Source organism: Pseudomonas sp. Y5-11 (assembly GCF_022368695.1).
Lineage (GTDB): Bacteria > Pseudomonadota > Gammaproteobacteria > Pseudomonadales > Pseudomonadaceae > Aquipseudomonas > Aquipseudomonas parakoreensis.
Map to the genome: position 1 here is coordinate 5,562,911 of NZ_CP058974.1, position 21,669 is coordinate 5,584,579.

The following is a 21,669-nucleotide window of genomic DNA, read 5'->3' on the forward strand; positions in this document are numbered from 1 at the left end:
TCTTCCACGGAGGCTGCGGCCAAAGGCCTGTACGAAACGTCAACAGACGAAACGACGGCAAAGGGCCGCATTATATCGGCCCTTCGCGCGGGGTACAGCGTGTTTATACGATAGTAACGGTCAATTGGACGGCTAACGCTGTCACTTGCGCGAAAACTCGACGAATGTCGCGATCACTTGCTCGATTTGCGAGCGATTGACGTCCATGTGCGTGACCATGCGCAAGCGCGCGGCGGCACTCAACTTGATCCCGCGTTCGGCGGCAAACGCCTTGAGCGCTTCGGCACCGTCGCCCGTTTGCACGTAGACCATGTTGGTCTGCACCGGCTCGACGCTGAACCCGGCCTCGCGCAGCCCTTCGGCCAGATAGTGCGCGTTGGCATGGTCATCCGCCAGACGCTCGACGTGGTGATCCAGCGCGTACAGCCCCGCCGCCGCGAGCAAACCGGCCTGACGCATGCCGCCGCCGACCATTTTGCGCAGGCGGCGGGCCTTGCCGATCAACTCGGCTGAACCGCACAGCACCGAACCCACCGGCGCGCCAAGGCCTTTGGACAGGCACACCGACACCGAATCGAAATGCCGGGTGATTTCCCGGGCATCCACACCAAGCTTGACCGCCGCGTTGTACAACCGCGCGCCGTCCAGGTGCAGGGCCAGACCATGCTTCTGGGTAAATTGGCGCGCGCGGACCAGATACTCCAGCGGCAGCACTTTGCCTTGCATGGTGTTTTCCAGCGCCAGCAAACGGGTCCGGGCGAAATGGAAGTCGTCCGGCTTGATCGCTGCCGCGACCTGCTCCAGATCCAGCGAACCGTCGGCCTGCACCTCCAGCGGCTGCGGCTGGATCGAGCCGAGTACCGCCGCGCCGCCACCCTCGTACTTATAAGTGTGCGCCTGCTGGCCGACGATGTATTCGTCGCCACGTTCGCAGTGCGCCATCAGGCCCAGCAGGTTGCTCATGGTGCCGGTCGGCACGAACAGCGCGGCGGCGAACCCCAGGCGCTTCGCCAGTTCCGCCTCCAGACGATTGACCGTCGGATCTTCGCCGTAGACATCGTCACCGGTGGCCGCCGCTGTCATCGCGTCGAGCATGGCAGGAGTCGGTTGGGTAACGGTGTCGCTGCGAAGATCGATAATGCTCATGAACCTGGCCTCAGAGTCAGCAGGGGAAATCCCTTTTCGAAGGTGAATTACTGCGGTCATGGCGCCAATTTATCAACCCTTGAATGAGAAAAGGTCAGATTACTTCTTGAGAACACACTTCCACAGGTTCTGTGCAAGGCCGGAAAATATGTGATAAAAACGCTGCGCCGCCCGAGAACGGGCGGCAAAAACGTTCTCAGGGCGGGGTGTAATTCCCCACCGGCGGTAATTGCGCGCAATGCGCATAGCCCGCGAGCGCTTGGCGACGGACACGGCAAAGGCTGTGATCGGCGGCAAGGTCAGCAGACCCGGTGTGATTCCGGGGCCGACGGTCATAGTCCGGATGAAGAGAGAACGGGATTGACGCCAAAGGGCCGTCCGCGCGCTTGTGTGCTCGTGCGTACCCTTGAATCCCTTTCGATTCATAACGCCCTGTTTTTCACACAAACAGGAGTCAGAACATGCAACCCACCGCTATCGACAGCAAAAGCAAACACCCCCACGGCGAGCGCGTTGCGTTCATCCAGGCCTGCTGGCACAAGGAAATCGTCGACCAGAGCCGTAAGGGCTTCGTCGCCGAAATGCTCGTTCAGGGTTATCAGGAATCGGACATCGATTTCTTTGAAGTCGGCGGCGCCTTTGAAATGCCGCTGCACGCCAAGTTGCTGGCCAAGACCGGCCGTTATGCCGGCATCGTCGCGGCCGCTCTGGTCGTGGACGGCGGCATCTATCGTCACGAGTTCGTTGCCCAGTCAGTGGTCAGCGGCCTGATGCAGGTGCAGCTGGAGACCGAAGTGCCGGTGTTCTCGGTATCGCTGACCCCGCATCACTTCCATGCCGGTGAAGAGCATCAGAAATTCTTCTTCGAGCACTTCGTGCACAAGGGTCAGGAAGCGGCGCGGACTTGCGCGGATACACTGCAGAAGGTTCGCGCGCTGCGTCGCAGTGAGCCGCGTGCAGTCGCCGTCTGACCACAACACTCCCCTGTAGGAGCTGTCGAGTGAAACGAGGCTGCGATCTTTTGATCGTCTAAAAACAAGATCTAAAGATCGCAGCCTTCGGCAGCTCCTACAGGAATTTCTGTCAGCTCAGAGACGGCATCAGGCGAGGTTTTCGTCGGTGGTCGGCACGATCAGAATGCCGGCGCGCAAGCCGTTCTTGACCTTGGGGTTCGGGAAGATGATGCGTGCGCCCTCTTCCTCGATGATCCAGCGGGTATTGGCCAGATCTTCGGCCAGCACATAACCGACGTCCAATTCAGAAAAGTTCTCGATGTCCGCTGGCAGGTTCAGGCGGAACGCATCGCTGTGCTTGATGATTTCCCGGGCGACGCTGAACAGCTGCAAACCCTCCAGTCCCTCTGCAGCCAGATCCGGCTCATTGCCCTCGATGATCTGCTTCAGACGGGTTTCCAGACGTGAAACATCCACCCCTTGGTTCTGCCCGAATGGCCGCGCCTTCCCCAGTTCCAGGGTGAAAGCCTCGGCGCCGAGCTTGTCGTAGGTGTAGGAACTGAACACGATCGACGGCTTGTTCTGCAACAGCACCGCGTCCATCCCGGCAGCACGCAGACGCGCCAGTTCGCGGCGCGAATGCTGGCGTCCTTCTTTCCACGGATACAGGGCGAACTGCTCGATCTTCGAACCACGAATCGCGGTGTGCAGGTCGTAGTGCAGACGCTGACGGTCCGGCAGGCTGAAGAAACTCGCCGCCAGGCGTTCCAGCTCACAGGCGCGGATGGCTTCGGAACCGCTGGTTTGTTCATGCCGGCCGTTAAACAGCCGGTTGACGTCCTGCTCGACGAAGCGCTCGCCCTTGCGAATCGCTTCCGGATTGCCGAACAGGAACAAAATGCGTGCACGCGGCTTCAGATCGCCGCGTGCGATGTCATGCAGCAGCCGGTCGAGCAACTCGATCGGCGCTGTTTCGTTGCCGTGGATGCCTGCCGACAGCAGCAGGTCCAGGCCATTGTCGCGCGCTTCGGGGGGCCGGACTTCCAGCGCACCCTCGCTCAACCAGCGCATGCGCACGCCTTCGACAGTCAGTTGAGTCTTCTCCGCCGGTTCACGGCCGGCGAGGGTCAGTTCAAGCAGTTTGCCGAGGGCGAGCATAGAGCGGTTTCCTTAGTGATCGTGGTTGCAATCCGGGCCGTGCACGTGGTCTTCGTCGCCGACCTCAGCCGGTTCCATTTCCAGTTGCAGACTGACCAGATTAGTTGCCAGTGGGCGCAGCAGCAGGTTGGCGTACTCTTCGTCACCTTCCTCGACGTCCACGCCGATCAGCAGCTGGCCACGGCCGTCCTGCTGGATCCACAGCTCTTTGCCTTGCCACATGACCGCGACGCGGGTGCACGAGGTTTGCAGTTGCGTGCCGTCGGTGTCTTCAAGGATCAGCTGCAGGGAATCGCTCATGTTTTTACTCTCTTGGGGAGACAAGCCGCGCGTCGCGTTCGGCGACGCGCCGGCCATCAATTGATCTGGAATGGATAAACCGCGCCCAGTTTAAGGATTTGCGTCAGTTCATCCAGTGCCGTCCGGCATTCAAGCAGCAATTGCGGGTCCGCCAGATCGGTTTCGCTCAGGCGGTCGCGGTAGTGCTTTTCAACCCATGCGGTCAACGAACCGTACAACGGTGCGGTCATGATAACCCCTGGGTTGACTGCTGCCAGCTCGGTTTCGTTGAGCGCGACGCGCAGTCGCAGGCACGCCGGCCCACCGCCGTTCTGCATGCTTTGCTTGAGGTCGAAGACTTTGACTTCGCGGATCAGGCCGCCGGAGCTGGTCAGCCCCTGCAAGTAGTTCCACACGCGCTCGTTGCCACGGCACTCTTCCGGCACGATCAGCAGCATCGAGCCATCCGGACGCGACAGCAACTGGCTGTTGAACAGATAGGAACGCACTGCATCATCCACGGTGACCACCGAACGCGGCACGCAGACCGACTGGAACTGGCCACCGACCTTGGCCAGTTTGCCCTGCAACTCGGCCAGCATTTGCTCGGTGTCGAGGAACGCGTCCTCGTGATAGAACAACACCTCGCCGTTACCCACCGCGATCACGTCATTGTGGAATACGCCCTGGTCGATCACCGCCGGGTTTTGCTGCGCGTAGACCACGCCCTCGTCACGCAGACCGTGCAGACGCGCCACCGCTTGCGACGCTTCCAGCGTCTGGCGCGCCGGATACTTTTGCGGCGCCGGGTAACGGGTGTCGAACGCACTGCGCCCGAACACGAAAAACTCGACACCGGCCTCGCCGTACTCACGGCAGAAACGCGTGTGGTTGGCCGCACCTTCGTCACCGAATTGCGCCACCGCCGGCAACGCGGCGTGGTGGGCGAAGTGCTGTTGATCGGCGAACATCGCACCCAGCACGCGGCTGGTGGTCGGGTGTTCGATACTGCGGTGGTATTTGCAGTTGAGGTTGGCGGCGGTGAAGTGCACGCGACCGTCAGCGGTGTCGGCACTCGGGCTGACGGTGGCGGCATTCGCCACCCACATGCTCGACGCCGAGCAACTGGCAACCAGCAACGGCATGGCTTCTTTGGCGGCGCGCTCGATCACTTGCGCGTCGGTGCCGCTGAAACCCAGGCGGCGCAATGCGGCCACGTCCGGACGCTCCTGCGGCGCCAGCACGCCTTGCTGAAAGCCCATTTCCATCAGCGCTTTCATTTTCGCCAGGCCTTGCAGCGCCGCTTCCTTCGGGTTCGAGGACTGCTGGCTGTTGCTCTGGGACGCGACGTTGCCGTAGGACAGACCGCCGTAGTTATGGGTCGGCCCCACTAGACCGTCAAAATTGACTTCATAGGATTTCATCAGCGAGGCTCCACGAGAATCTGTTGTTATAGGCTTCAGTAACTAACTGTTCAGTGCGACCGCGTCGCGGCCTTCGCGAGCAAGCTCGCTCCCACAGGATCTCATCGCCCTTGTGGGAGCGAGCTTGCTCGCGAATAGGCATCACGCCATTTTCACGCCAGGCGTCAGGGCCGCCGGCAACGTCAGGCTCGGGGTTTCCAGCGAGGCCACCGGGTACGCGCAGTAATCCGCCGCGTAGTAGGCACTGGCGCGATGGTTGCCCGAAGCGCCGACACCGCCGAACGGCGCGCTGCTCGCGGCACCGGTCAGCTGTTTGTTCCAGTTGACGATACCGGCGCGGCTTTCCAGCCAGAACTGCTGATAACGATCTTCGGAATCCGACAGCAAGCCAGCCGCCAGACCATAAGCGGTGTCGTTGGCCTCAGCGATCGCCGCAGCGAAATCGGCGTAGCGGATCACTTGCAGCAACGGGCCGAACAATTCTTCATCCGGACGCTCGGCCACCGCGGTCACATCAAGAATGCCCGGGGTCAGCAAGGCCGATTGCGCTTGCGGCTGCGTCATCGCCAGTAGCGACACCGCGCCATTGGCCAGCAGATGTCGCTGGGCATCCATCAGCGCTTTCGCCGCGCCAAGGGAAATCACCGAGCCCATGAACGGCGCCGGCTGTTGATCGAACGCACCGACTTCGAGGGTCGCGCTCACATCCACCAGACGCTTGAGCAGGCTGTCGCCCCACGCGCCTTGCGGCACCAGCAGACGACGCGCACACGTGCAGCGCTGGCCGGCGGAGATGAAGGCCGACTGAATGATCGTGTAAACGGCTGCGTCCAGATCAGCGACCTGATCGACCACCAGCGGATTGTTGCCGCCCATTTCCAGCGCGAGGATCTTGTCCGGACGCCCGGCAAACTGCTGGTGCAGGTGATTGCCGGTACGGCTCGAGCCGGTGAAGAACAGACCGTCGATGCCCGGGTTCGCCGCCAGGGCGATACCGGTTTCGCGAGCGCCTTGCAGCAGGTTCAACACGCCGGCCGGCAGACCGGCTTCGATCCAGCACTTGACCGTCAGCTCGGCGACTTTCGGCGTCAGCTCGCTTGGCTTGAACAGCACGCTGTTACCGGCCAGCAGCGCCGGCACGATGTGGCCGTTCGGCAAGTGGCCCGGGAAGTTGTAAGGGCCGAACACCGCCACCACACCGTGCGGCTTGTGGCGCAACACGGCGGTGGCGTCGCCCAGCGGGCCGCTCTTCTCGCCGGTACGTTCGCGGTAGCTCTGCACCGAGATCGCAATCTTGTTGACCATGCTGGTGACTTCGGTCGCGGCTTCCCACAGGGGCTTGCCGGTTTCCTCGCCGATGGTGCGGGCCAGTTCGTCGCTGTGGTTTTTCAGGGCGGCGGCAAAGGCTTCGAGGACGCTGATGCGCTCATCCAGCGAACGCCGCGCCCAACCCGGAAAGGCCTGACGCGCCGCCTGCACGGCGGACTCGACCTGAGCGACGCTGGCGCCCTCCCCCGACCACAGCACTTGCTGGGTCACCGGGTTCAGCGACTGGAAGGCTTCGCCCTGACCGGCCAGCCATTCACCTGCGATGTATAGCGAATTCATTATTTCGACTCCCGAGCAGCAGACAACGCCACGGCGCGCACTTGATCGCCGGCGTTGAGTTGAAGACGTTTGGCGGTCAGCGGATCGACCACCAGCGTGCCGGCGGCCAGACGGGCCGGGGCAGCCGTGATGCGGCAGTCTTCGCGTTTGCGGTTATGGATGATGAACGGCGTGGCGTCTTCGCCCGGCGTACCGATCGCCAGCACCAGCGCTTCACTGTCGCGGACTGCGCGGATCTTGCTGGTTTCGCACTCGATGGCCGGGCCGGCATCGAAGATATCGACGTAGCCCTGATAGCTGAAACCTTCGCTCTTGAGCATCGCCAGCGCCGGCTCGGTGTCCGGGTGCACCTGACCGATGACGTTGCGCGCATCCGGCGACAGGAAGCAGGTGTACAGCGGGAATTTCGGCATCAGTTCGGCGATGAACGCCTTGTTGCCGACGCCGGTCAGGTAGTCGGCCTGGCTGAATTCCATCTTGAAGAAGTGCCGACCCAGGCTTTCCCAGAACGGCGAACGACCGGCTTCATCGGAGACGCCGCGCATCTCGGCGATGATCTTGTTGCCGAACAGCTCCGGGAACTCGGCGATGAACAGCATGCGCGCCTTGGACAGCATGCGGCCGTTCAGGCCGGTGCGGTAATCGGCGTGCAGGAACAGCGAGCACAGCTCGGAGTTGCCGGTCAGGTCGTTGGCGAGGAACAGCGTCGGGATCTCGCGATAAATGTTCAGCTCTTGCGAGGCGCTGACGGTCAGGCCCACGCGGAAGTTGTACCACGGCTCACGCAGACCGACCGCGCCGGCGATGGCGGAAATCCCCACCACGCGACCGTTGTCGTCTTCGAGCACGAACAGGTAGTCCGCGTCGCCACGACCGGCTTCGCCGCGGAAGGTCTTCTCGGCCCAGCCGACCCGGTGGGTCAAGCGTTCTTCGTTGGCCGGCAACGTGGTCAGGCCGGTGCCGGTGCTGCGGGCCAGGTCGATCAGCGCGGATAAATCGCTGCTGCGTACGGGACGAACAATCATGCTATCTCCTCAAACGGGCCGCCTTCGCCACCCGTGAAACTCGCTAAGGCGTTAAACCGCCACCAGGCGCACGCTGGCACCTTCACCGACGCCCAGGGCTTCGGCTGCTTCCAGATCCAGGGTCACCGGTTTGCCCGGCGCGTAATCGAGTTCCAGCAGCACCGCGCGGTAATCCTGCAACTGCGCGTTGGCCACCAGATACTGGCGCCCGGCACCTTTGACCGGCTCGCCGATCTTCACCGGCACCACACGGCTCTGGGCGATCGAACGGATCCCCGAAACACGCGCATGCAGGGTCGGGCCACCGTCGAAAATGTCGATGTAGTGATCGGTTTCGAAGCCTTCGCGCATCAGGATGTCGAAGGTGATCTGCGCACGCGGGTGCACCTGGCCCATCGCTTCTTGCGCGGAATCCGGCAACAGCGGCACGTAGATCGGGTAATGCGGCATCAGTTCGGCGAGGAACGTGCGACTCTTCAGGCCACACAGGCGCTCGGCCTCGGCGTAGTTGAGGTCGAAGAAGTTGCGACCGATTGCATCCCAGAATGGCGAGTCGCCGTTCTCGTCGCTGTAGCCGACGATCTCGGTCACCACCGAATCGGCGAAACGCTCCGGGTGGCTGGCAACGAACAGCAGGCGACCACGGGAGTTGAGCTCGGCCCACGGCGACCCCACCAGCTCACGCTGCACGTAGAAACTGGTCAGCAAGCTGTTGCCGGTCAGGTCGTGGCATTGCGAAAGCACGTGGATCTTGTTGTGGATCTTCAGCTCACGGGAGGCGTGGACAAAGGTCTCGTTGCGGAAGCTGTAGAACGGCTCCGAGTAGCCGGCCGAGGCGACAATGGCCGAGCAGCCGACCAGTTTGCCGGTGGCGGTGTCTTCAAGAACGAAGAAGTAGCTCTCCTCGCCGTTGAAACTCACTTCGGCAGCGAACGAGGCTTCGCTTGCGGCGATCTTGTCGCTCAGACGTTCCACGTCATCCGGCAAGGAAGTGACACCAATCGGGCTATCCGCAGCCAGACGCTGTACCTCGCCCAGATCAGCCATTTGCGCAGGGCGCATCACCAGCATGGTGTCACTCCTTTCTCTTATAAAAATTTACTGAAAAAAACACCGGAGACTGTGGAAGCGGGCTTTTGTGGTGAGGGGATTTATCCCCGATGGGGCGCGTAGCGGCCCTCAAAAAGCTTGGGGCTGCTGCGCAGCCCATCGGGGATAAATCCCCTCACCACAAGCCCGCTCCCACATTTGATATTGCCCGGTATCAAAATTGGGTTCGACGCCCGAAATACTCGGGCGTCGAAGGGTCTATCAGGCTTGCGTCAGTGCGGCGGCGGCGCGTTCGAAGCGGTCCAGGCCAGCATCGATATCGGCGTCTTCCACCACCAGGCTCGGGGCAAAACGAATCACGTCCGGGCCGGCCTGCAGAATCATCAGGCCTTCTTTTTCAGCGGCGTTGAAGATGTCCTTGGCCTTGCCTTTCCAGGCATCGCTCAGCACGCAACCGATCAACAGACCGAGGCCACGCACCTGAGTGAACAGGCCGTACTTCTCGCCGATCTGCTGCAGGCGGGTCTTGAATTTGTCGTGCTTGGCGTTGACGCCGTTCAGCACCTCGGGGGTGTTGATCACGTCGATCACCGCTTCGGCTACCGAACACGCCAGCGGGTTGCCGCCGTAAGTGGTGCCGTGGGTGCCGACCACCAGATGCTTGGCCAGCGCTTCGGTGGTCAGCATCGCGGCGATCGGGAAACCGCCGCCCAAGCTCTTGGCGCTGGTCAGGATGTCCGGGGTCACGCCGTAATGCTGGTAGGCGAACAGGTGGCCGGTACGGCCCATGCCGGTCTGCACTTCGTCGAACACCAGCAGCGCGTTGTGCGCGTCGCACAGTTCACGGGCACCTTGCAGATAAGCCAGTTCCGCCGGCAGTACACCGCCCTCGCCCTGGATCGGTTCGAGCACGACCGCACAGGTCTTGTCGGACACCGCCGCTTTCAGCGCGGCCAGATCGTTGTAAGGGACGTGGGTGATGCCGGTGATTTTCGGACCGAAACCGTCGGAGTACTTCGACTGGCCACCGACGTTGACGGTGAACAGGGTACGGCCGTGGAAGCTGTTGAGCGCAGCGATGATCTCGTACTTCTCGCTGCCGAAACGGTCGAACGCCACGCGACGGGCCAGCTTGAAGGCGGCCTCGTTGGCTTCGGCGCCGGAGTTGCAGAAGAACACGCGCTCGGCGAACGTGGCGTCGATCAGCTTGTGCGCCAGGCGCAGGGCCGGCTCGTTGGTGAACACGTTGGACACGTGCCACAGCTTGTTCGCCTGTTCGGTCAGCGCACCGACCAGCGCCGGATGCGCATGGCCCAATACGTTAACGGCAATCCCGCCGGCGAAGTCGATCAGCTCGCGGCCGCTCTGGTCCCAGACGCGGGAACCGGCGCCACGCACCGGAATAAAAGCGGCAGGCGCGTAGTTGGGAACCATTACCTGGTCGAAATCGGCGCGTTCTACCGCAGCGTGCTCAACGGACATCGGAGTCTCCTGAAGAGGAACACCCGCCTGAAACTGGCGAGCGATGGGGGGATTGTAAGGACAGTTTTCAGCCCGGCCTTGTCGCCAAGCGACAACTTCTTATAGCGCAAACCCCGGATTTTCCCGGGTTTACGGCAATGCGACATATAGCGTCGCAAAGGCGCAGTTTAACTGGCCGCAGCCGTTTGCGGCAGCTGGCTGATTTGTACCCGAGAACGAATTGGCGAGTGCGGTATATATGTACCGCACATCATCCTGAAGAGCCGTTTTTACCGGGCGGGCTTTTCCAGCGCAGGCGACCGCCCAAGCGCCGAAACAACCGGGCAACCCGATACACCCACGAAGGCGAGATGAAAGAGGCCAGGGTCGACGCTGCGAAACACTCGGCCCGCCCCTGAACAGGACGCGGATCAACCGCGCTCTGGCGGCACCGACGACAGTTCGAAAGGACTGCTGCTGCGCCGCTGGTTGCGATCTTCCCGCGGCGTCGCGCCGAAGAAGTTGCGGTAGGCACTGGAGAAATGCGGCCCCGAAGAGAAACCGCAGGACAGGCCGATCTGGATGATCGACTTGCTGGTCTGCATCAGCATCTGCCGGGCCTTGTTCAGGCGCAATTCCAGGTAGTACTGGCTCGGCACGCGGTTGAGGTATTGCTTGAAGATCCGCTCCAACTGGCGACGGGACACGCACACGTGCTGGGCGATTTCGTCGGTGGTCAACGGCTCTTCGATGTTGGCTTCCATCAGCAACACCGCTTGGGTGAGCTTCGGATGGCTGGAACCGAGGCGGTTCTGCAGCGGAATGCGCTGGCGTTCACCACCCTCGCGGATGCGCTCGACCACCAGTTCTTCGGACACCGCACCAGCCAGCTCGGCCCCATGATCACGGGCCAGCACCGCCAGCAGCAGATCGAGCACCGACATGCCGCCACACGCGGTCAGGCGATCGCGATCCCAGTCGAACAGGTGACTGGTGGCGATGACTTTCGGGAAACGTTCAGCGAAATCGTCCTGCCAGCGCCAGTGCACGGCTGCACGATAACCGTCGAGCAGACCGAGTTGCGCCAGCGGATACACACCGGCCGACAGACCACCGATCACGCAACCGGCACGCACCAGTTGCTTGAGCGCGCTGCTGAGGGCCGGGGCCAGGGTGGTCGGCGGCTCGTCGGCGAGCAGGAACAGTTTCTGGAAGTTTTCCAGCTTGCCGGTCCAGGCTTCGCCGGGCAGTTGCCAGGCTCCATCGGCCGCCGCTTCAGGACTGGCTTCAGCCTGCAGGAACGACAGTTCGTAAACCACCTCCGGATGCACCCGCTGAGCAACACGCAAGGCCTCCTCCGCCAGCGCCAGCGTCAGAGCTTTAGTGCTGGGCCAAATCAGGAAACCAATTCGATGGGCAGTCATGGGCGGGCAATCCGAAACGAAGAACGGTGATGAAGGCATGGGCCAATGCTAGCCCGTAAATGAACGCAAATCTCGAAACCTGCACAGCGCCCACTGTAGGAGCTGTCGAGTGAAACGAGGCTGCGATCTTTTGAATTTCAAAAGCAAGGGCAAAAGATCGCAGCCTTCGGCAGCTCCTACAGGGGATTGGAGCCAGCCTTCAGGCTGCGAAGCATGCACTATTCCGGTGCATATCGGCAGCTCTGATTACTTCAAGCTGCCCGAGAGGAACTGCTGCAAACGCTCGGATTGCGGATTGACCAACACTTCGCGCGGGTTGCCGCTCTCTTCCACCACACCTTTGTGCAGGAACACCAACTGGTTCGACACTTCACGGGCGAAGCCCATTTCGTGCGTAACCACGACCATGGTGCGACCTTCCTGAGCCAGCGCTTGCATCACCTTCAGAACGTCGCCCACCAGTTCCGGATCGAGCGCCGACGTCGGTTCGTCGAACAGCATCACTTCCGGCTCCATCGCCAGCGCACGGGCAATCGCCACACGCTGCTGCTCGCCGCCAGACATGTGCCCCGGGAACGCGTCTTTGCGATGGGCCACGCCAACCTTGTTCAGGTAGTGCTCGGCTTTCTCGCGCGCTTCGGCCTTGGACACGCCCAGCACGTGGACCGGCGCTTCCATGATATTTTCCAGCGCGGTCATGTGCGACCACAGGTTGAAGTGCTGGAACACCATCGACAGGCGCGAACGCATGCGCTGCAGCTGTTTCGGATCAGCGGCTTTCAGCGCGCCGTCCTTGTTGGCCACCAGTTTCAGCTCTTCGTTGTTGAGCAGGATCTTGCCCGCGTGCGGCTGCTCAAGCAGGTTGATGCAGCGCAGGAAAGTACTTTTGCCGGAGCCACTGGAGCCGATGATGCTGATCACATCGCCGGCTGCCGCTTTCAGGGACACGCCCTTGAGCACTTCGTGACTGCCATAGCGTTTATGCAGGTCTTGGACTTCAAGTTTGTACATGCGGTCGGTTCTCACAAAAACAGTCAGTCAGTCGTTGAGCAAGCGCCCGTGACGCAGCGCTTCGCGCCCCGCCACCTTGGCCAGCCAGAAACCGGGTTGGGCATAGCGCAGCCGTTCAATGGCAAACAGCACCCCGGAGGTACCAGCACACACCGTGCTGACCCGATCGGACACAGGATCGATCACTTCGAAAATTTCATCTCCGGCTTCAACCCACTCGCCGGGTTTACGCAGAAAACTCACCACACCGGGGTGCGGCGCCAACAGTAATTCAGTGCCTTCGAACGGCATGCCTTCGCACGGTTCATTGGCCGGCTTTGGCCACTCGCCAGTGATCAGGCCTTGCTCGGCGAGGAACGCCAGAATGCCTTCGGCCCAGGCCAGCGCATCGGCGCGGTCGGTGTTGGCCTGACCGCCCAGCTCGACAGTCGTCGCCAGGCACGCCAGCGGAATCTGCGCGTCCGGGAACTGCCGCGACAGGCGCAGCCACGGCAACGAGCACGCCTCATCGAAGGAGCTGCCACCAGAGTCTTCCGCGAGCAAACCGACCTTCACATTCAGGTGCGCAGCCAGCGACCGCCACTGCGGCCAGTGCTGCGGCAGTGCATACATGTGCAGCGCGGCTTCGGCATCGCAGTGCAGGTCCAGCACCACATCGGCGGTGCAGGCATGGCTGAGCAACACGCGCTGCATGCCTTGCAACTGGCTGCCCGCCTCGGGCATTGCCGCCAGATGCTCAGCCATGGCCTGACGGATCAGGCGAATGTTGGCGTGCGGATCGTCACCGAGACGCTCGGCCAGCGCCGCTGCAACCGGCGCGCTCAGCTCGACGAAATCGCGGTTGAAATTCTTGCCGCTGCCCGCCTCGAAACGTCCCTGATGATTGCCTTGCAGCAATTGGCCGAGGCCCAGCGGGTTGGCGACCGGCACCAACTCGATCACGCCGTTGAGCAGGCCTTGGGCTTCGAGTTCGCCAAGGCGCTTTTTCAGCTCCCAGGCGGTGCGCATGCCCGGCAGTTCGTCAGCGTGCAGGCTGGCCTGAATGTAGGCCTTGCGCTCGCCCTGACCGAAGCGGAAGACCGAAATCTTGCGCTCGCTGCCCAGATGGCTCCACGGCAATACGTGGTCGATGCGTTCCATATCAGTGCTTCCGCGGGGCCAGGTAGCTCAGCCAGCGACGCTCGGCCAGCTTGAACAGCTTCACCAGAATGAAGGTCAGGCACAGGTAGAACAGGCCGGCGGTGATGTACGCCTCGAACGGCAGGTAGTACTGCGCGTTGACGGTACGGGCCGCGCCGGTGATGTCGATCAGGGTCACGATGGACGCCAGACTGGTGGTTTGCAGCATCATGATCACTTCGTTGCTGTATTGCGGCAGCGCCCGACGCAAGGCCGATGGCAACAGGATGCGCTTGTACATCTTGAAGCGCGACATGCCCATCGCCTTGGCGGCTTCGATCTCGCCGTTCGGCGTGGCCTTGAGGCTGCCGGCGATGATTTCGGCGGTGTAGGCGCTGGTGTTGATCGCGAAGGCCAGGCACGCACAGAACGTCGCGCTGGACAGCCACGGCCACATGAAGCTTTCACGCACGGCTTCGAATTGCGCCAGACCGTAGTAGATCAAGAACAGCTGCACCAGCATCGGCGTGCCGCGAATCACGTAGGTATAAAGCCAGGCAATGCCGTTGACCGCAGCGTTCTTGGAAACGCGCATCAGGCCCAGCGGCAGTGCCGCCAGCAGACCGAACAACAGCGACAGCGCGAGCAGTTTCAGAGTGGTCAGCAGGCCGCCGAGGTACAGCGGCATGGCCTCCCAAATGACGTTGTAGTCGAAGATCATAGATCAGCCGCCCTTACGCCTACCGAGTAGCGCTTCTCAAGGTGACGCAGCGCCAGCAACGAGACACTGGTAATCACCAGGTACATCGCCGCCACTGCGAGGAAGAAGGTGAAAGGCTCGCGGGTGGCATCTGCCGCCTGCTTGGCCTTGAACATCATGTCTTGCAGGCCGACCACCGAAATCAGCGCGGTGGCCTTGGTCAGCACCAGCCAGTTGTTGGTGAAGCCAGGAATCGCCAGGCGAATCATCTGCGGCACCATCACCCGGAAAAACACCTGAAAACTGCTCATGCCGTAGGCCATGCCCGCTTCGGCCTGGCCCTTGGGGATCGCCATGAACGCACCACGGAAGGTTTCCGACAGGTAGGCACCGAAGATGAAACCGAGGGTGCCGATACCGGCGGCCAGCGGGTTCAGGTCGATGTAGTCGTCATAGCCAAGCATCGGCGCGACGCGGTTGAGCAAGTCCTGACCGCCGTAGAAGATCAGCAGGATCAGCACCAGGTCGGGAATCCCGCGAATCACCGTGGAATACAGATCGCCCAGCCACGCCAGCCAGCGAATCGGCGACAGGCGCAACGCGACCCCGATCAGCCCGAGAACGATGGCCAGGGCCATGGACGACAAGGCGAGCTGAAGCGTCAGCCATGCGCCATCGAGGATGACAGCCCCGTAGCCTTTCAACATGATTCAGGTCCTCGAAAGTTGGGATGAAAAAATGGCGCAAACCGCAGAGATCCTGTTGCTTGCGCCATTTCTGACTTGTCGCAGAGACGTGTTACTTGCCGTAGATATCGAAGGCGAAGTACTTGTCCTGGATAGCTTTGTATTTACCGTTTTCACGGATAGCCGCGATCGCAGCGTTGATCTTGTCTTTCAGCGCGTCGCCCTTGCGCACCGCGATGCCTACGCCGTCGCCGAAGTATTTGACGTCGGTGAATTGCGGACCGACGAAGGCGAAGCCTTTGCCGGAGTCAGTGTTCAGGAAGCCGTCCTGCAGCAGGGTGGCGTCCGCCACGGTACCGTCGAGGCGACCGGCGGCCACGTCGAGGTAGATTTCGTTCTGCGAACCGTATGGCTTGATCTCGGCACCCAGCGGGGCCAGGACTTCGCGGGCGAAACGCTCGTGGATCGAACCACGCTGCACGCCGATGTTCTTGCCCTTGAGCTCAGACAGGTTGTCGCTGACAACGGTGCCCTGCTTCATGACCAGACGGGCCGGGGTATTGTAGTACTTGTTGGTGAAGTCCACGGATTTCTTGCGGTCTTCGGTGATCGACATGGACGACAGGATCGCGTCGATCTTGCGCACTTTCAGTGCCGGGATCAGACCGTCGAACTCTTGCTCGACCCACTGGCACTTGACCTTCATTTCTTCACACAGGGCATTGCCGATGTCGTAGTCGAAACCAACGATGCTGCCATCCGGCGCTTTGGAAGCGAACGGAGGGTAAGCCGCTTCGATACCGATCTTCAGAGGTTTTTCATCAGCGAAGGAATTCAGCGACAGCACGGACAGTGCCAGGGCGCCAAGCAGCACAAGTTTCTTCATCTTGGGACTCCATCGGTAAAGGGCAAAAACGGCAGAGTGAGCGACAGCCCAATATGCGAATGGGTGAATCGGGAAAGCGGTGCAGCATCGGTGGGAAATTTCCCATTGAAACCTTCAGGGGTTTCAACGTCAGCCACGATGAGCGAGTGATCGGCATTCTAACGACAGGCCCGAAGCCGATATTTCTTCAATGCGACAACTAATTACAGATGCACAGAGAAACCCGCTTGAGCGCATTGACAGCCTTGCAAATTCATGCAAGAGCGAAAGACAGTGAACCGATCTATGCTGCAAATTGCGGGCCTATTATTCGCAAACCCTTCTAATCCGGCAAGCGCAGCGTTGGGTCTTATTTTTCAGCGGGGATTTTGAGGCTCTAAAACGGGGCGATGCGTTTCCCTTCGCCCCGGTTTGACGCGGGCGGTTACACATTCGGTTACGTGGACGGCAGGCGGTAACAGCGGGAAATGGCTTGCGCGGGAGATCGATAATTATTGGTTGGGTGGTTTGGGTTTCTGACAGGGGAATACTGCGGCGTCTGACAGATGGCTATCGCTGGCAAGCCAGCTCCCACAGGGATTTCGATTGAGATTGAAATCCCGTTCACACCTCGGAAACCTGTGGGAGCTGGCTTGCCAGCGATGAGGCCGGCACAGCCACCACAAAACCATCTGACACAAAAAAGCCCCGCCCGGCATCACCGGACAGGGCTCTTCAATGCATCAGACAGGCTTAAGCCACATTCATCGTCTTGTGCGTATCAATCAAATGCTGCACCACACTCGGGTCCGCCAGGGTCGAGATATCGCCCAGCCCTTCGTACTCCGCCGTGGCGATCTTGCGCAGAATCCGCCGCATGATCTTGCCCGAACGGGTCTTCGGCAGCCCCGGCGCCCACTGGATCACGTCCGGTGAGGCAATCGGGCCAATCTCTTTGCGCACCCAGTTCTTCAGCTCCAGGCGCAGTTGCTCGCTCGGCTCTTCGCCATTTTTCAGGGTGACGTAGACATAAATGCCCTGCCCCTTGATGTCGTGCGGCACACCGACCACCGCCGCTTCGGCGACTTTCGGGTGGGCGACCATTGCGCTTTCGATCTCGGCGGTACCCATGCGGTGGCCGGAAACGTTGAGCACGTCATCCACGCGCCCGGTGATCCAGTAGTAACCATCGGCGTCACGCCGCGCACCGTCACCGGTGAAGTACATGCCGCGGAACGTCTTGAAGTAGGTGTCGACGAAGCGGTCATGGTCGCCATACAAGGTGCGCGCCTGACCCGGCCACGAATCGAGAATCACCAGATTGCCTTCAGCCTCGCCCTCGATGATGTTGCCAAGGTTGTCGACCAGCGCCGGCACCACGCCGAAGAACGGACGTGCCGCCGAACCCGGCTTCAGTGCATGCGCACCGGGCAGCGGGCTCATCATGTTGCCGCCGGTTTCGGTCTGCCACCAGGTATCAACGATCGGGCAGCGCGACTTGCCGACATTCTTGTAGTACCAGTCCCAGGCTTCCGGGTTGATCGGCTCGCCCACCGAACCGAGCAGACGCAGGCTGCTGCCATCCGCGCCCTCAACAGCAGCGGTACCCGACGCCATCATTGCGCGGATCGCGGTCGGTGCGGTGTAAAGGATGTTGACCTTGTGCTTGTCGACGATCTTCGCCACCCGGGTGATGTCCGGGTAGTTCGGCACGCCTTCGAAGAGCACGGTGGTCGCGCCATTGGCCAGCGGGCCGTAGACGATGTAACTGTGACCGGTGACCCAGCCGACGTCGGCGGTGCACCAGTAGATTTCGCCCGGACGGTAGTCGAACACGCGCTCGTGGGTCATTGCCGCGTACAACAGATAACCGCCGGTGGTGTGCTGCACGCCCTTCGGCTTGCCGGTCGAACCCGAGGTGTACAGGATGAACAGCGCTTCTTCAGCGCCCATCTCTTTCGGCGCGCAGACGGTGCCCGCCACTTTCATCAGGTCTTCGTACCAGATATCGCGATGCTGGTTCCACTTGATGTCGCCACCGGTGCGCTTGCACACGATGACTTTCTGGATGCTGCTGGTTTCCGGATTGGTCAGCGCGTCGTCGACGTTGGCCTTCAGCGAGATCTTCTTGCCGGCACGAATGCCTTCGTCAGCGGTGATCACCACTTTCGATTTGCAGTCGATGATCCGCCCCGCCAGCGCTTCCGGCGAGAAACCACCGAACACCACCGAGTGAATCGCGCCGATCCGGGTACAGGCCAGCATGGCGACCACGGCTTCGGGGATCATTGGCATATAAATAGTCACCACGTCGCCACGGTGCACGTCCTGACCACGCAGGGCGTTGGCCAGTTTGCAGACTTGTTCGTGCAGTTCGCGGTAAGTGATGTTGCGGCTCTCGGAAGGATCGTCGCCTTCCCAGATGATTGCGACTTGATCGCCGCGCTCGGCCAGATGACGGTCGAGGCAGTTGTAGGAAACGTTCAGGGTGCCGTCGGCGAACCATTTGATGTCGACATGGTGATCGTCGAAGGAAGTCTGCTTCACCGTGGTGAAAGGCTTGATCCAGTCGAGGCGCTTGGCTTGCTCGCGCCAGAAACCGTCAGGGTTGACGACCGACTGCTGGTACATGGCTTTGTAGGTCGCCTCGTCAGTCAGCGTATTGGCCAGAACCTCGGGACGAACGGGATACAGAGAAGCCGCACTCATCTTTCTTACCTCGGTGGAATAGTTGTTTTTGTATGACCCCGTTGTAGCCGGGCCGGCCCCATAGAACCATTCGACGATGGTTGTAGGAGCTGCCGCAGGCTGCGATCTTTTGATCTTGCTTTGCAAAAATCAAAGGCGAAAGATCGCAGCCTTCGGCAGCGCCTACAAGGGTTGGGCGGTGTTTTGTGGGGATTGTTACCAAAACCACCAAAAGTGTTTATCAAAACCCCACCTGTTTACCCCCACCCCACCTGCCTAAAATCCACATCGCCGACAAGGCAAACGCGATTAACAACGTTACAGCCCCCACGAAGGCCGTTAATCCAGCTCTCAAGTAATAACTGCAAATGATGAAGTTACACACGCAACCCTAAAAAGGTTGCGTGACCCCACTCGACCTCAAAAAGGTAAATCTGAAATGAAAGCTTTATTGGTTCTGGCCCTCAGCAGTCTGTGCGCAACCGCCATGGCAGACGAGGTCCCGACTGATGTCGCACAGCAACAACCGGTGATCGAGGAATACACTTACTCCACTCACCTGGACATCGCCAAAGTTGTATCGATGAGCGAAGTGCCGAATGTCTGCGAAGTGGTACCGGCCAAAATGGAGTACGACGACTCCAAGGGTCAGCGCCACATCCTGCGTTACAGCGTCATGGGTAACGGCTGCACCAATTGATGATCGAGACTGCACCGAATCGGACCGCTCAGCGCCTCATTTGAGGGTCGATTCCAGCCCGGCTTCGGTCGGGCTCAGTTGTGTCTGGAGTCGTCAAAAATGCTTGCAAAACACTAGATGTAGTGAAAAACCAGTTTTTTTGTTCGTTTTTTGAGCAAATCCACAATCGCGAGATTTTTACGAAAAAAAATCTATCCCCGGCAAAGCCCTGTAAACCCGCACTCTCATCGAAAAACCAGCCTCCTCGACCGCTCCATGCGCGGATTCGCCTCAGCACAGCCGTGTTTTTTTCCCTATAATGCCGCCCTAATCGGGTCAGCAATATTCCCTTACAGGGAGCAAAAGCCATTCTGAAGCCCCGCAGCAGCGTCAATGCTGATCTGCGCCCGTCAGAGGCTCTCGGAAACCCGTACAAAATTCTGTTTTATTGCCTGCCTTGGCTGCCGCAAAAAACGATTCCTTAAGATCCAACGCGGTCTGTACGACCGTGTGAAAAAACCACCAATCAGGTTTCACACGGGGCGACAGGCCCTCACGCAGGAGACGACACGTCATGCTGAGCTGGGACGAATTCGACAAAGAAGACAGTGAAGTAGCAACCGTGAAAGGCGCCAACGCCGGCCACGCTACTGAAGCCAACATGGACCGCCTCGACAGCGCCGGCGGTGCCGCAGCGCTGGAAGCCCGCGCCGTGACCGCCGACGACTCGGCCGCCGTGGCCCGCGCCAAGGCTGCACTGGATTCCCTCGACGTCGCCGAAGGCCTCGCCGAACTCGAAGGCGCCTCCGCCCGCGTCGCCGTTGACGAAAAGCGCATGATCAACTGCCGCGCCGACCTCAACCAACTCGTACCTTTCAAGTACGACTGGGCCTGGCAGAAGTACCTGGACGGCTGCGCAAACCACTGGATGCCGCAAGAAGTCAACATGACCGCCGACATCGCCCTCTGGAAAAACCCGGAAGGCCTGACCGACGACGAGCGCCGCATCGTGATGCGCAACCTCGGCTTCTTCTCCACCGCCGACTCCCTGGTTGCCAACAACCTGGTGCTGGCCGTGTACCGCCTGATCACCAACCCGGAATGCCGCCAGTACATCCTGCGCCAGGCCTTCGAAGAGGCGATCCACACCCACGCCTACCAGTACTGCATCGAATCGCTGGCCATGGATGAAGGCGAGATCTTCAACATGTACCACGAGATTCCATCGGTCGCCAAAAAGGCAGCCTGGGGCCTGAAGTACACCCGTTCGATCTCCGATCCGAAGTTCGAAACCGGCACCCCGGACACCGACAAAGAACTGCTGCGCAACCTGATCGCCTACTACTGCGTGCTGGAAGGCATCTTCTTCTACTGCGGCTTCACCCAGATCCTGTCCATGGGCCGCCGCAACAAAATGACCGGCGTCGCCGAGCAGTTCCAGTACATCCTGCGCGACGAATCCATGCACCTGAACTTCGGCATCGATGTGATCAACCAGATCAAAATCGAAAACCCACACCTGTGGGATGCCGAGATGAAGGAAGAAGCGACCCAGATGATCCTGCAGGGTACGCAGCTGGAAATCGAATACGCCCGCGACACCATGCCTCGCGGCGTACTGGGCATGAACGCGGCGATGATGGAGGACTACCTGAAGTTCATCGCTAACCGTCGTTTGTCGCAGATTGGTTTGAAGGAAGAGTACCCAGGGACGACTAACCCGTTCCCTTGGATGAGCGAGATTATGGACTTGAAGAAAGAGAAGAATTTCTTTGAGACTCGGGTTATTGAGTATCAGACTGGTGGTGCGTTGAGCTGGGATTGACAATACAAAAAAGAGCTGCCGAATGGCGGCTCTTTTTCCTTATCATTCATTAACTTAAAAAATGTTAGCGTTCGCAATTATTTCGATATTGACTTTCACGGTCGGGACATGGGGCATTCTAAGTGGTTCGCTTTATAGAAACCCGCTATACCTCTGCATATTTGGACTTTTTCTAGCCATCGCTGGCGGATACATGGCCTATACTTTCGACGTATACTCTCAAAACTCAACAATGGTAGAAATATTTGGCAATCTCAAACTATCATCTAGCCTCATCAGCTATACAGTTGTTGCGGCGGGAGGTAGCTTAATTGCTAGCGGCATAGTTTTGAAGGCCCAACACCTAGCAAAAAGAGATATCACCGAAGCAAAACTGAAAATAAAAATGCTTATATCCGAGTTGAATTCAATAAAAAAATCGGCACAGGAAATAATTAAGAACGATCAAAACCTGGATATTAAGGCTCTTGAAAAAAAACTATCCCATCTAAAAGCATATTTATGTCGCATTGAAATCCAACTAAACATTGCCATGAAAGAAACAAACAAGCTAGACAACTAGAACACA

The 21,669-nt window shown here is 60.0% G+C and carries 19 protein-coding genes and 1 riboswitch; of the genes, 4 read left to right on the top strand and 15 right to left on the bottom strand.

Annotation, left to right across the window (positions count from 1 at the left end; genetic code table 11):
* Positions 1 to 141: 141 nt before the first annotated feature.
* Positions 142 to 1,146 (bottom strand): low-specificity L-threonine aldolase, encoded by a 1,005-nt coding sequence (gene ltaE / locus HXW87_RS25020; RefSeq protein ID WP_239777915.1) that lies wholly within the window; start codon positions 1,144 to 1,146, stop codon positions 142 to 144.
* A 188-nt stretch (positions 1,147 to 1,334) separates the two neighbouring features.
* Positions 1,335 to 1,506, top strand: a riboswitch (FMN riboswitch).
* 101 nt (positions 1,507 to 1,607) lie between these two features.
* Here ltaE and HXW87_RS25025 point away from each other — a divergent pair.
* Positions 1,608 to 2,117, top strand: coding sequence for a 6,7-dimethyl-8-ribityllumazine synthase (locus HXW87_RS25025; RefSeq protein WP_041066540.1), 510 nt, complete (start codon positions 1,608 to 1,610; stop codon positions 2,115 to 2,117).
* Between the two features lie 129 nt (positions 2,118 to 2,246).
* Here HXW87_RS25025 and astE read toward each other — a convergent pair whose 3' ends face one another.
* From astE to acs, 14 genes are all read right to left on the bottom strand, one after another.
* Complete coding sequence (gene astE / locus HXW87_RS25030) at positions 2,247 to 3,257, bottom strand: succinylglutamate desuccinylase (RefSeq protein WP_239777916.1); 1,011 nt, start codon at positions 3,255 to 3,257, stop codon at positions 2,247 to 2,249.
* A 12-nt stretch (positions 3,258 to 3,269) separates the two neighbouring features.
* Positions 3,270 to 3,557 (bottom strand): hypothetical protein, encoded by a 288-nt coding sequence (locus HXW87_RS25035; RefSeq protein WP_007963090.1) that lies wholly within the window; start codon positions 3,555 to 3,557, stop codon positions 3,270 to 3,272.
* A 56-nt stretch (positions 3,558 to 3,613) separates the two neighbouring features.
* Entirely contained in the window at positions 3,614 to 4,960 is a 1,347-nt protein-coding gene (gene astB / locus HXW87_RS25040) for an N-succinylarginine dihydrolase (RefSeq protein WP_239777917.1), read from the bottom strand.
* Positions 4,961 to 5,101: 141 nt separating this feature from the next.
* On the bottom strand, positions 5,102 to 6,571 hold the full coding sequence (astD, locus tag HXW87_RS25045; RefSeq protein WP_239779186.1) for a succinylglutamate-semialdehyde dehydrogenase: 1,470 nt from the start codon (positions 6,569 to 6,571) through the stop codon (positions 5,102 to 5,104).
* Entirely contained in the window at positions 6,568 to 7,593 is a 1,026-nt protein-coding gene (gene astA, locus HXW87_RS25050) for an arginine N-succinyltransferase (protein ID WP_086794680.1), read from the bottom strand. Before astA ends, astD begins: the two co-directional genes overlap by 4 nt.
* 51 nt (positions 7,594 to 7,644) lie before the next feature.
* On the bottom strand, positions 7,645 to 8,664 hold the full coding sequence (aruF, locus tag HXW87_RS25055) for an arginine/ornithine succinyltransferase subunit alpha (RefSeq protein WP_025112905.1): 1,020 nt from the start codon (positions 8,662 to 8,664) through the stop codon (positions 7,645 to 7,647).
* A gap of 240 nt (positions 8,665 to 8,904) precedes the next feature.
* Positions 8,905 to 10,125 (bottom strand): aspartate aminotransferase family protein, encoded by a 1,221-nt coding sequence (locus tag HXW87_RS25060; protein WP_047295848.1) that lies wholly within the window; start codon positions 10,123 to 10,125, stop codon positions 8,905 to 8,907.
* A gap of 410 nt (positions 10,126 to 10,535) precedes the next feature.
* Positions 10,536 to 11,528: a transcriptional regulator ArgR gene (gene argR, locus HXW87_RS25065; RefSeq protein WP_179294966.1), complete on the bottom strand. Its 993-nt coding sequence runs from the start codon at positions 11,526 to 11,528 to the stop codon at positions 10,536 to 10,538.
* A 246-nt stretch (positions 11,529 to 11,774) separates the two neighbouring features.
* The gene (locus HXW87_RS25070; protein ID WP_003227281.1) at positions 11,775 to 12,539 is read right to left on the bottom strand and encodes an ATP-binding cassette domain-containing protein; all 765 of its coding nucleotides are present in this window, start codon (positions 12,537 to 12,539) and stop codon (positions 11,775 to 11,777) included.
* A gap of 27 nt (positions 12,540 to 12,566) precedes the next feature.
* Positions 12,567 to 13,679, bottom strand: coding sequence for a M14 family metallopeptidase (locus HXW87_RS25075; RefSeq protein WP_182404145.1), 1,113 nt, complete (start codon positions 13,677 to 13,679; stop codon positions 12,567 to 12,569).
* A 1-nt stretch (position 13,680) separates the two neighbouring features.
* Positions 13,681 to 14,379 carry an ABC transporter permease gene (locus HXW87_RS25080; protein WP_047295854.1) on the bottom strand — a complete coding sequence of 233 codons (699 nt, stop codon included), beginning with the start codon at positions 14,377 to 14,379 and terminating at the stop codon, positions 13,681 to 13,683.
* On the bottom strand, positions 14,376 to 15,065 hold the full coding sequence (locus HXW87_RS25085; RefSeq protein WP_003227287.1) for an ABC transporter permease: 690 nt from the start codon (positions 15,063 to 15,065) through the stop codon (positions 14,376 to 14,378). The genes HXW87_RS25080 and HXW87_RS25085 overlap by 4 nt, the downstream gene beginning before the upstream one ends.
* A gap of 91 nt (positions 15,066 to 15,156) precedes the next feature.
* Positions 15,157 to 15,930 carry an ABC transporter substrate-binding protein gene (locus tag HXW87_RS25090; protein WP_027612633.1) on the bottom strand — a complete coding sequence of 258 codons (774 nt, stop codon included), beginning with the start codon at positions 15,928 to 15,930 and terminating at the stop codon, positions 15,157 to 15,159.
* A 732-nt stretch (positions 15,931 to 16,662) separates the two neighbouring features.
* A complete protein-coding gene (gene acs, locus HXW87_RS25095) occupies positions 16,663 to 18,618 on the bottom strand; it encodes an acetate--CoA ligase (RefSeq protein ID WP_047295856.1) in 1,956 nt (651 codons plus the stop codon).
* A gap of 418 nt (positions 18,619 to 19,036) precedes the next feature.
* Here acs and HXW87_RS25100 point away from each other — a divergent pair, with 418 nt between their 5' ends.
* The 3 genes from HXW87_RS25100 (at position 19,037) to HXW87_RS25110 (ending at position 21,663) form a co-directional block, all read left to right on the top strand.
* Positions 19,037 to 19,297 (top strand): DUF2790 domain-containing protein, encoded by a 261-nt coding sequence (locus tag HXW87_RS25100; protein ID WP_027612631.1) that lies wholly within the window; start codon positions 19,037 to 19,039, stop codon positions 19,295 to 19,297.
* Between the two features lie 553 nt (positions 19,298 to 19,850).
* Positions 19,851 to 21,101, top strand: coding sequence for a ribonucleotide-diphosphate reductase subunit beta (locus HXW87_RS25105; protein ID WP_003227292.1), 1,251 nt, complete (start codon positions 19,851 to 19,853; stop codon positions 21,099 to 21,101).
* Between the two features lie 193 nt (positions 21,102 to 21,294).
* Positions 21,295 to 21,663, top strand: coding sequence for a hypothetical protein (locus HXW87_RS25110; protein WP_239777918.1), 369 nt, complete (start codon positions 21,295 to 21,297; stop codon positions 21,661 to 21,663).
* The last annotated feature ends 6 nt before the right edge of the window (positions 21,664 to 21,669 follow it).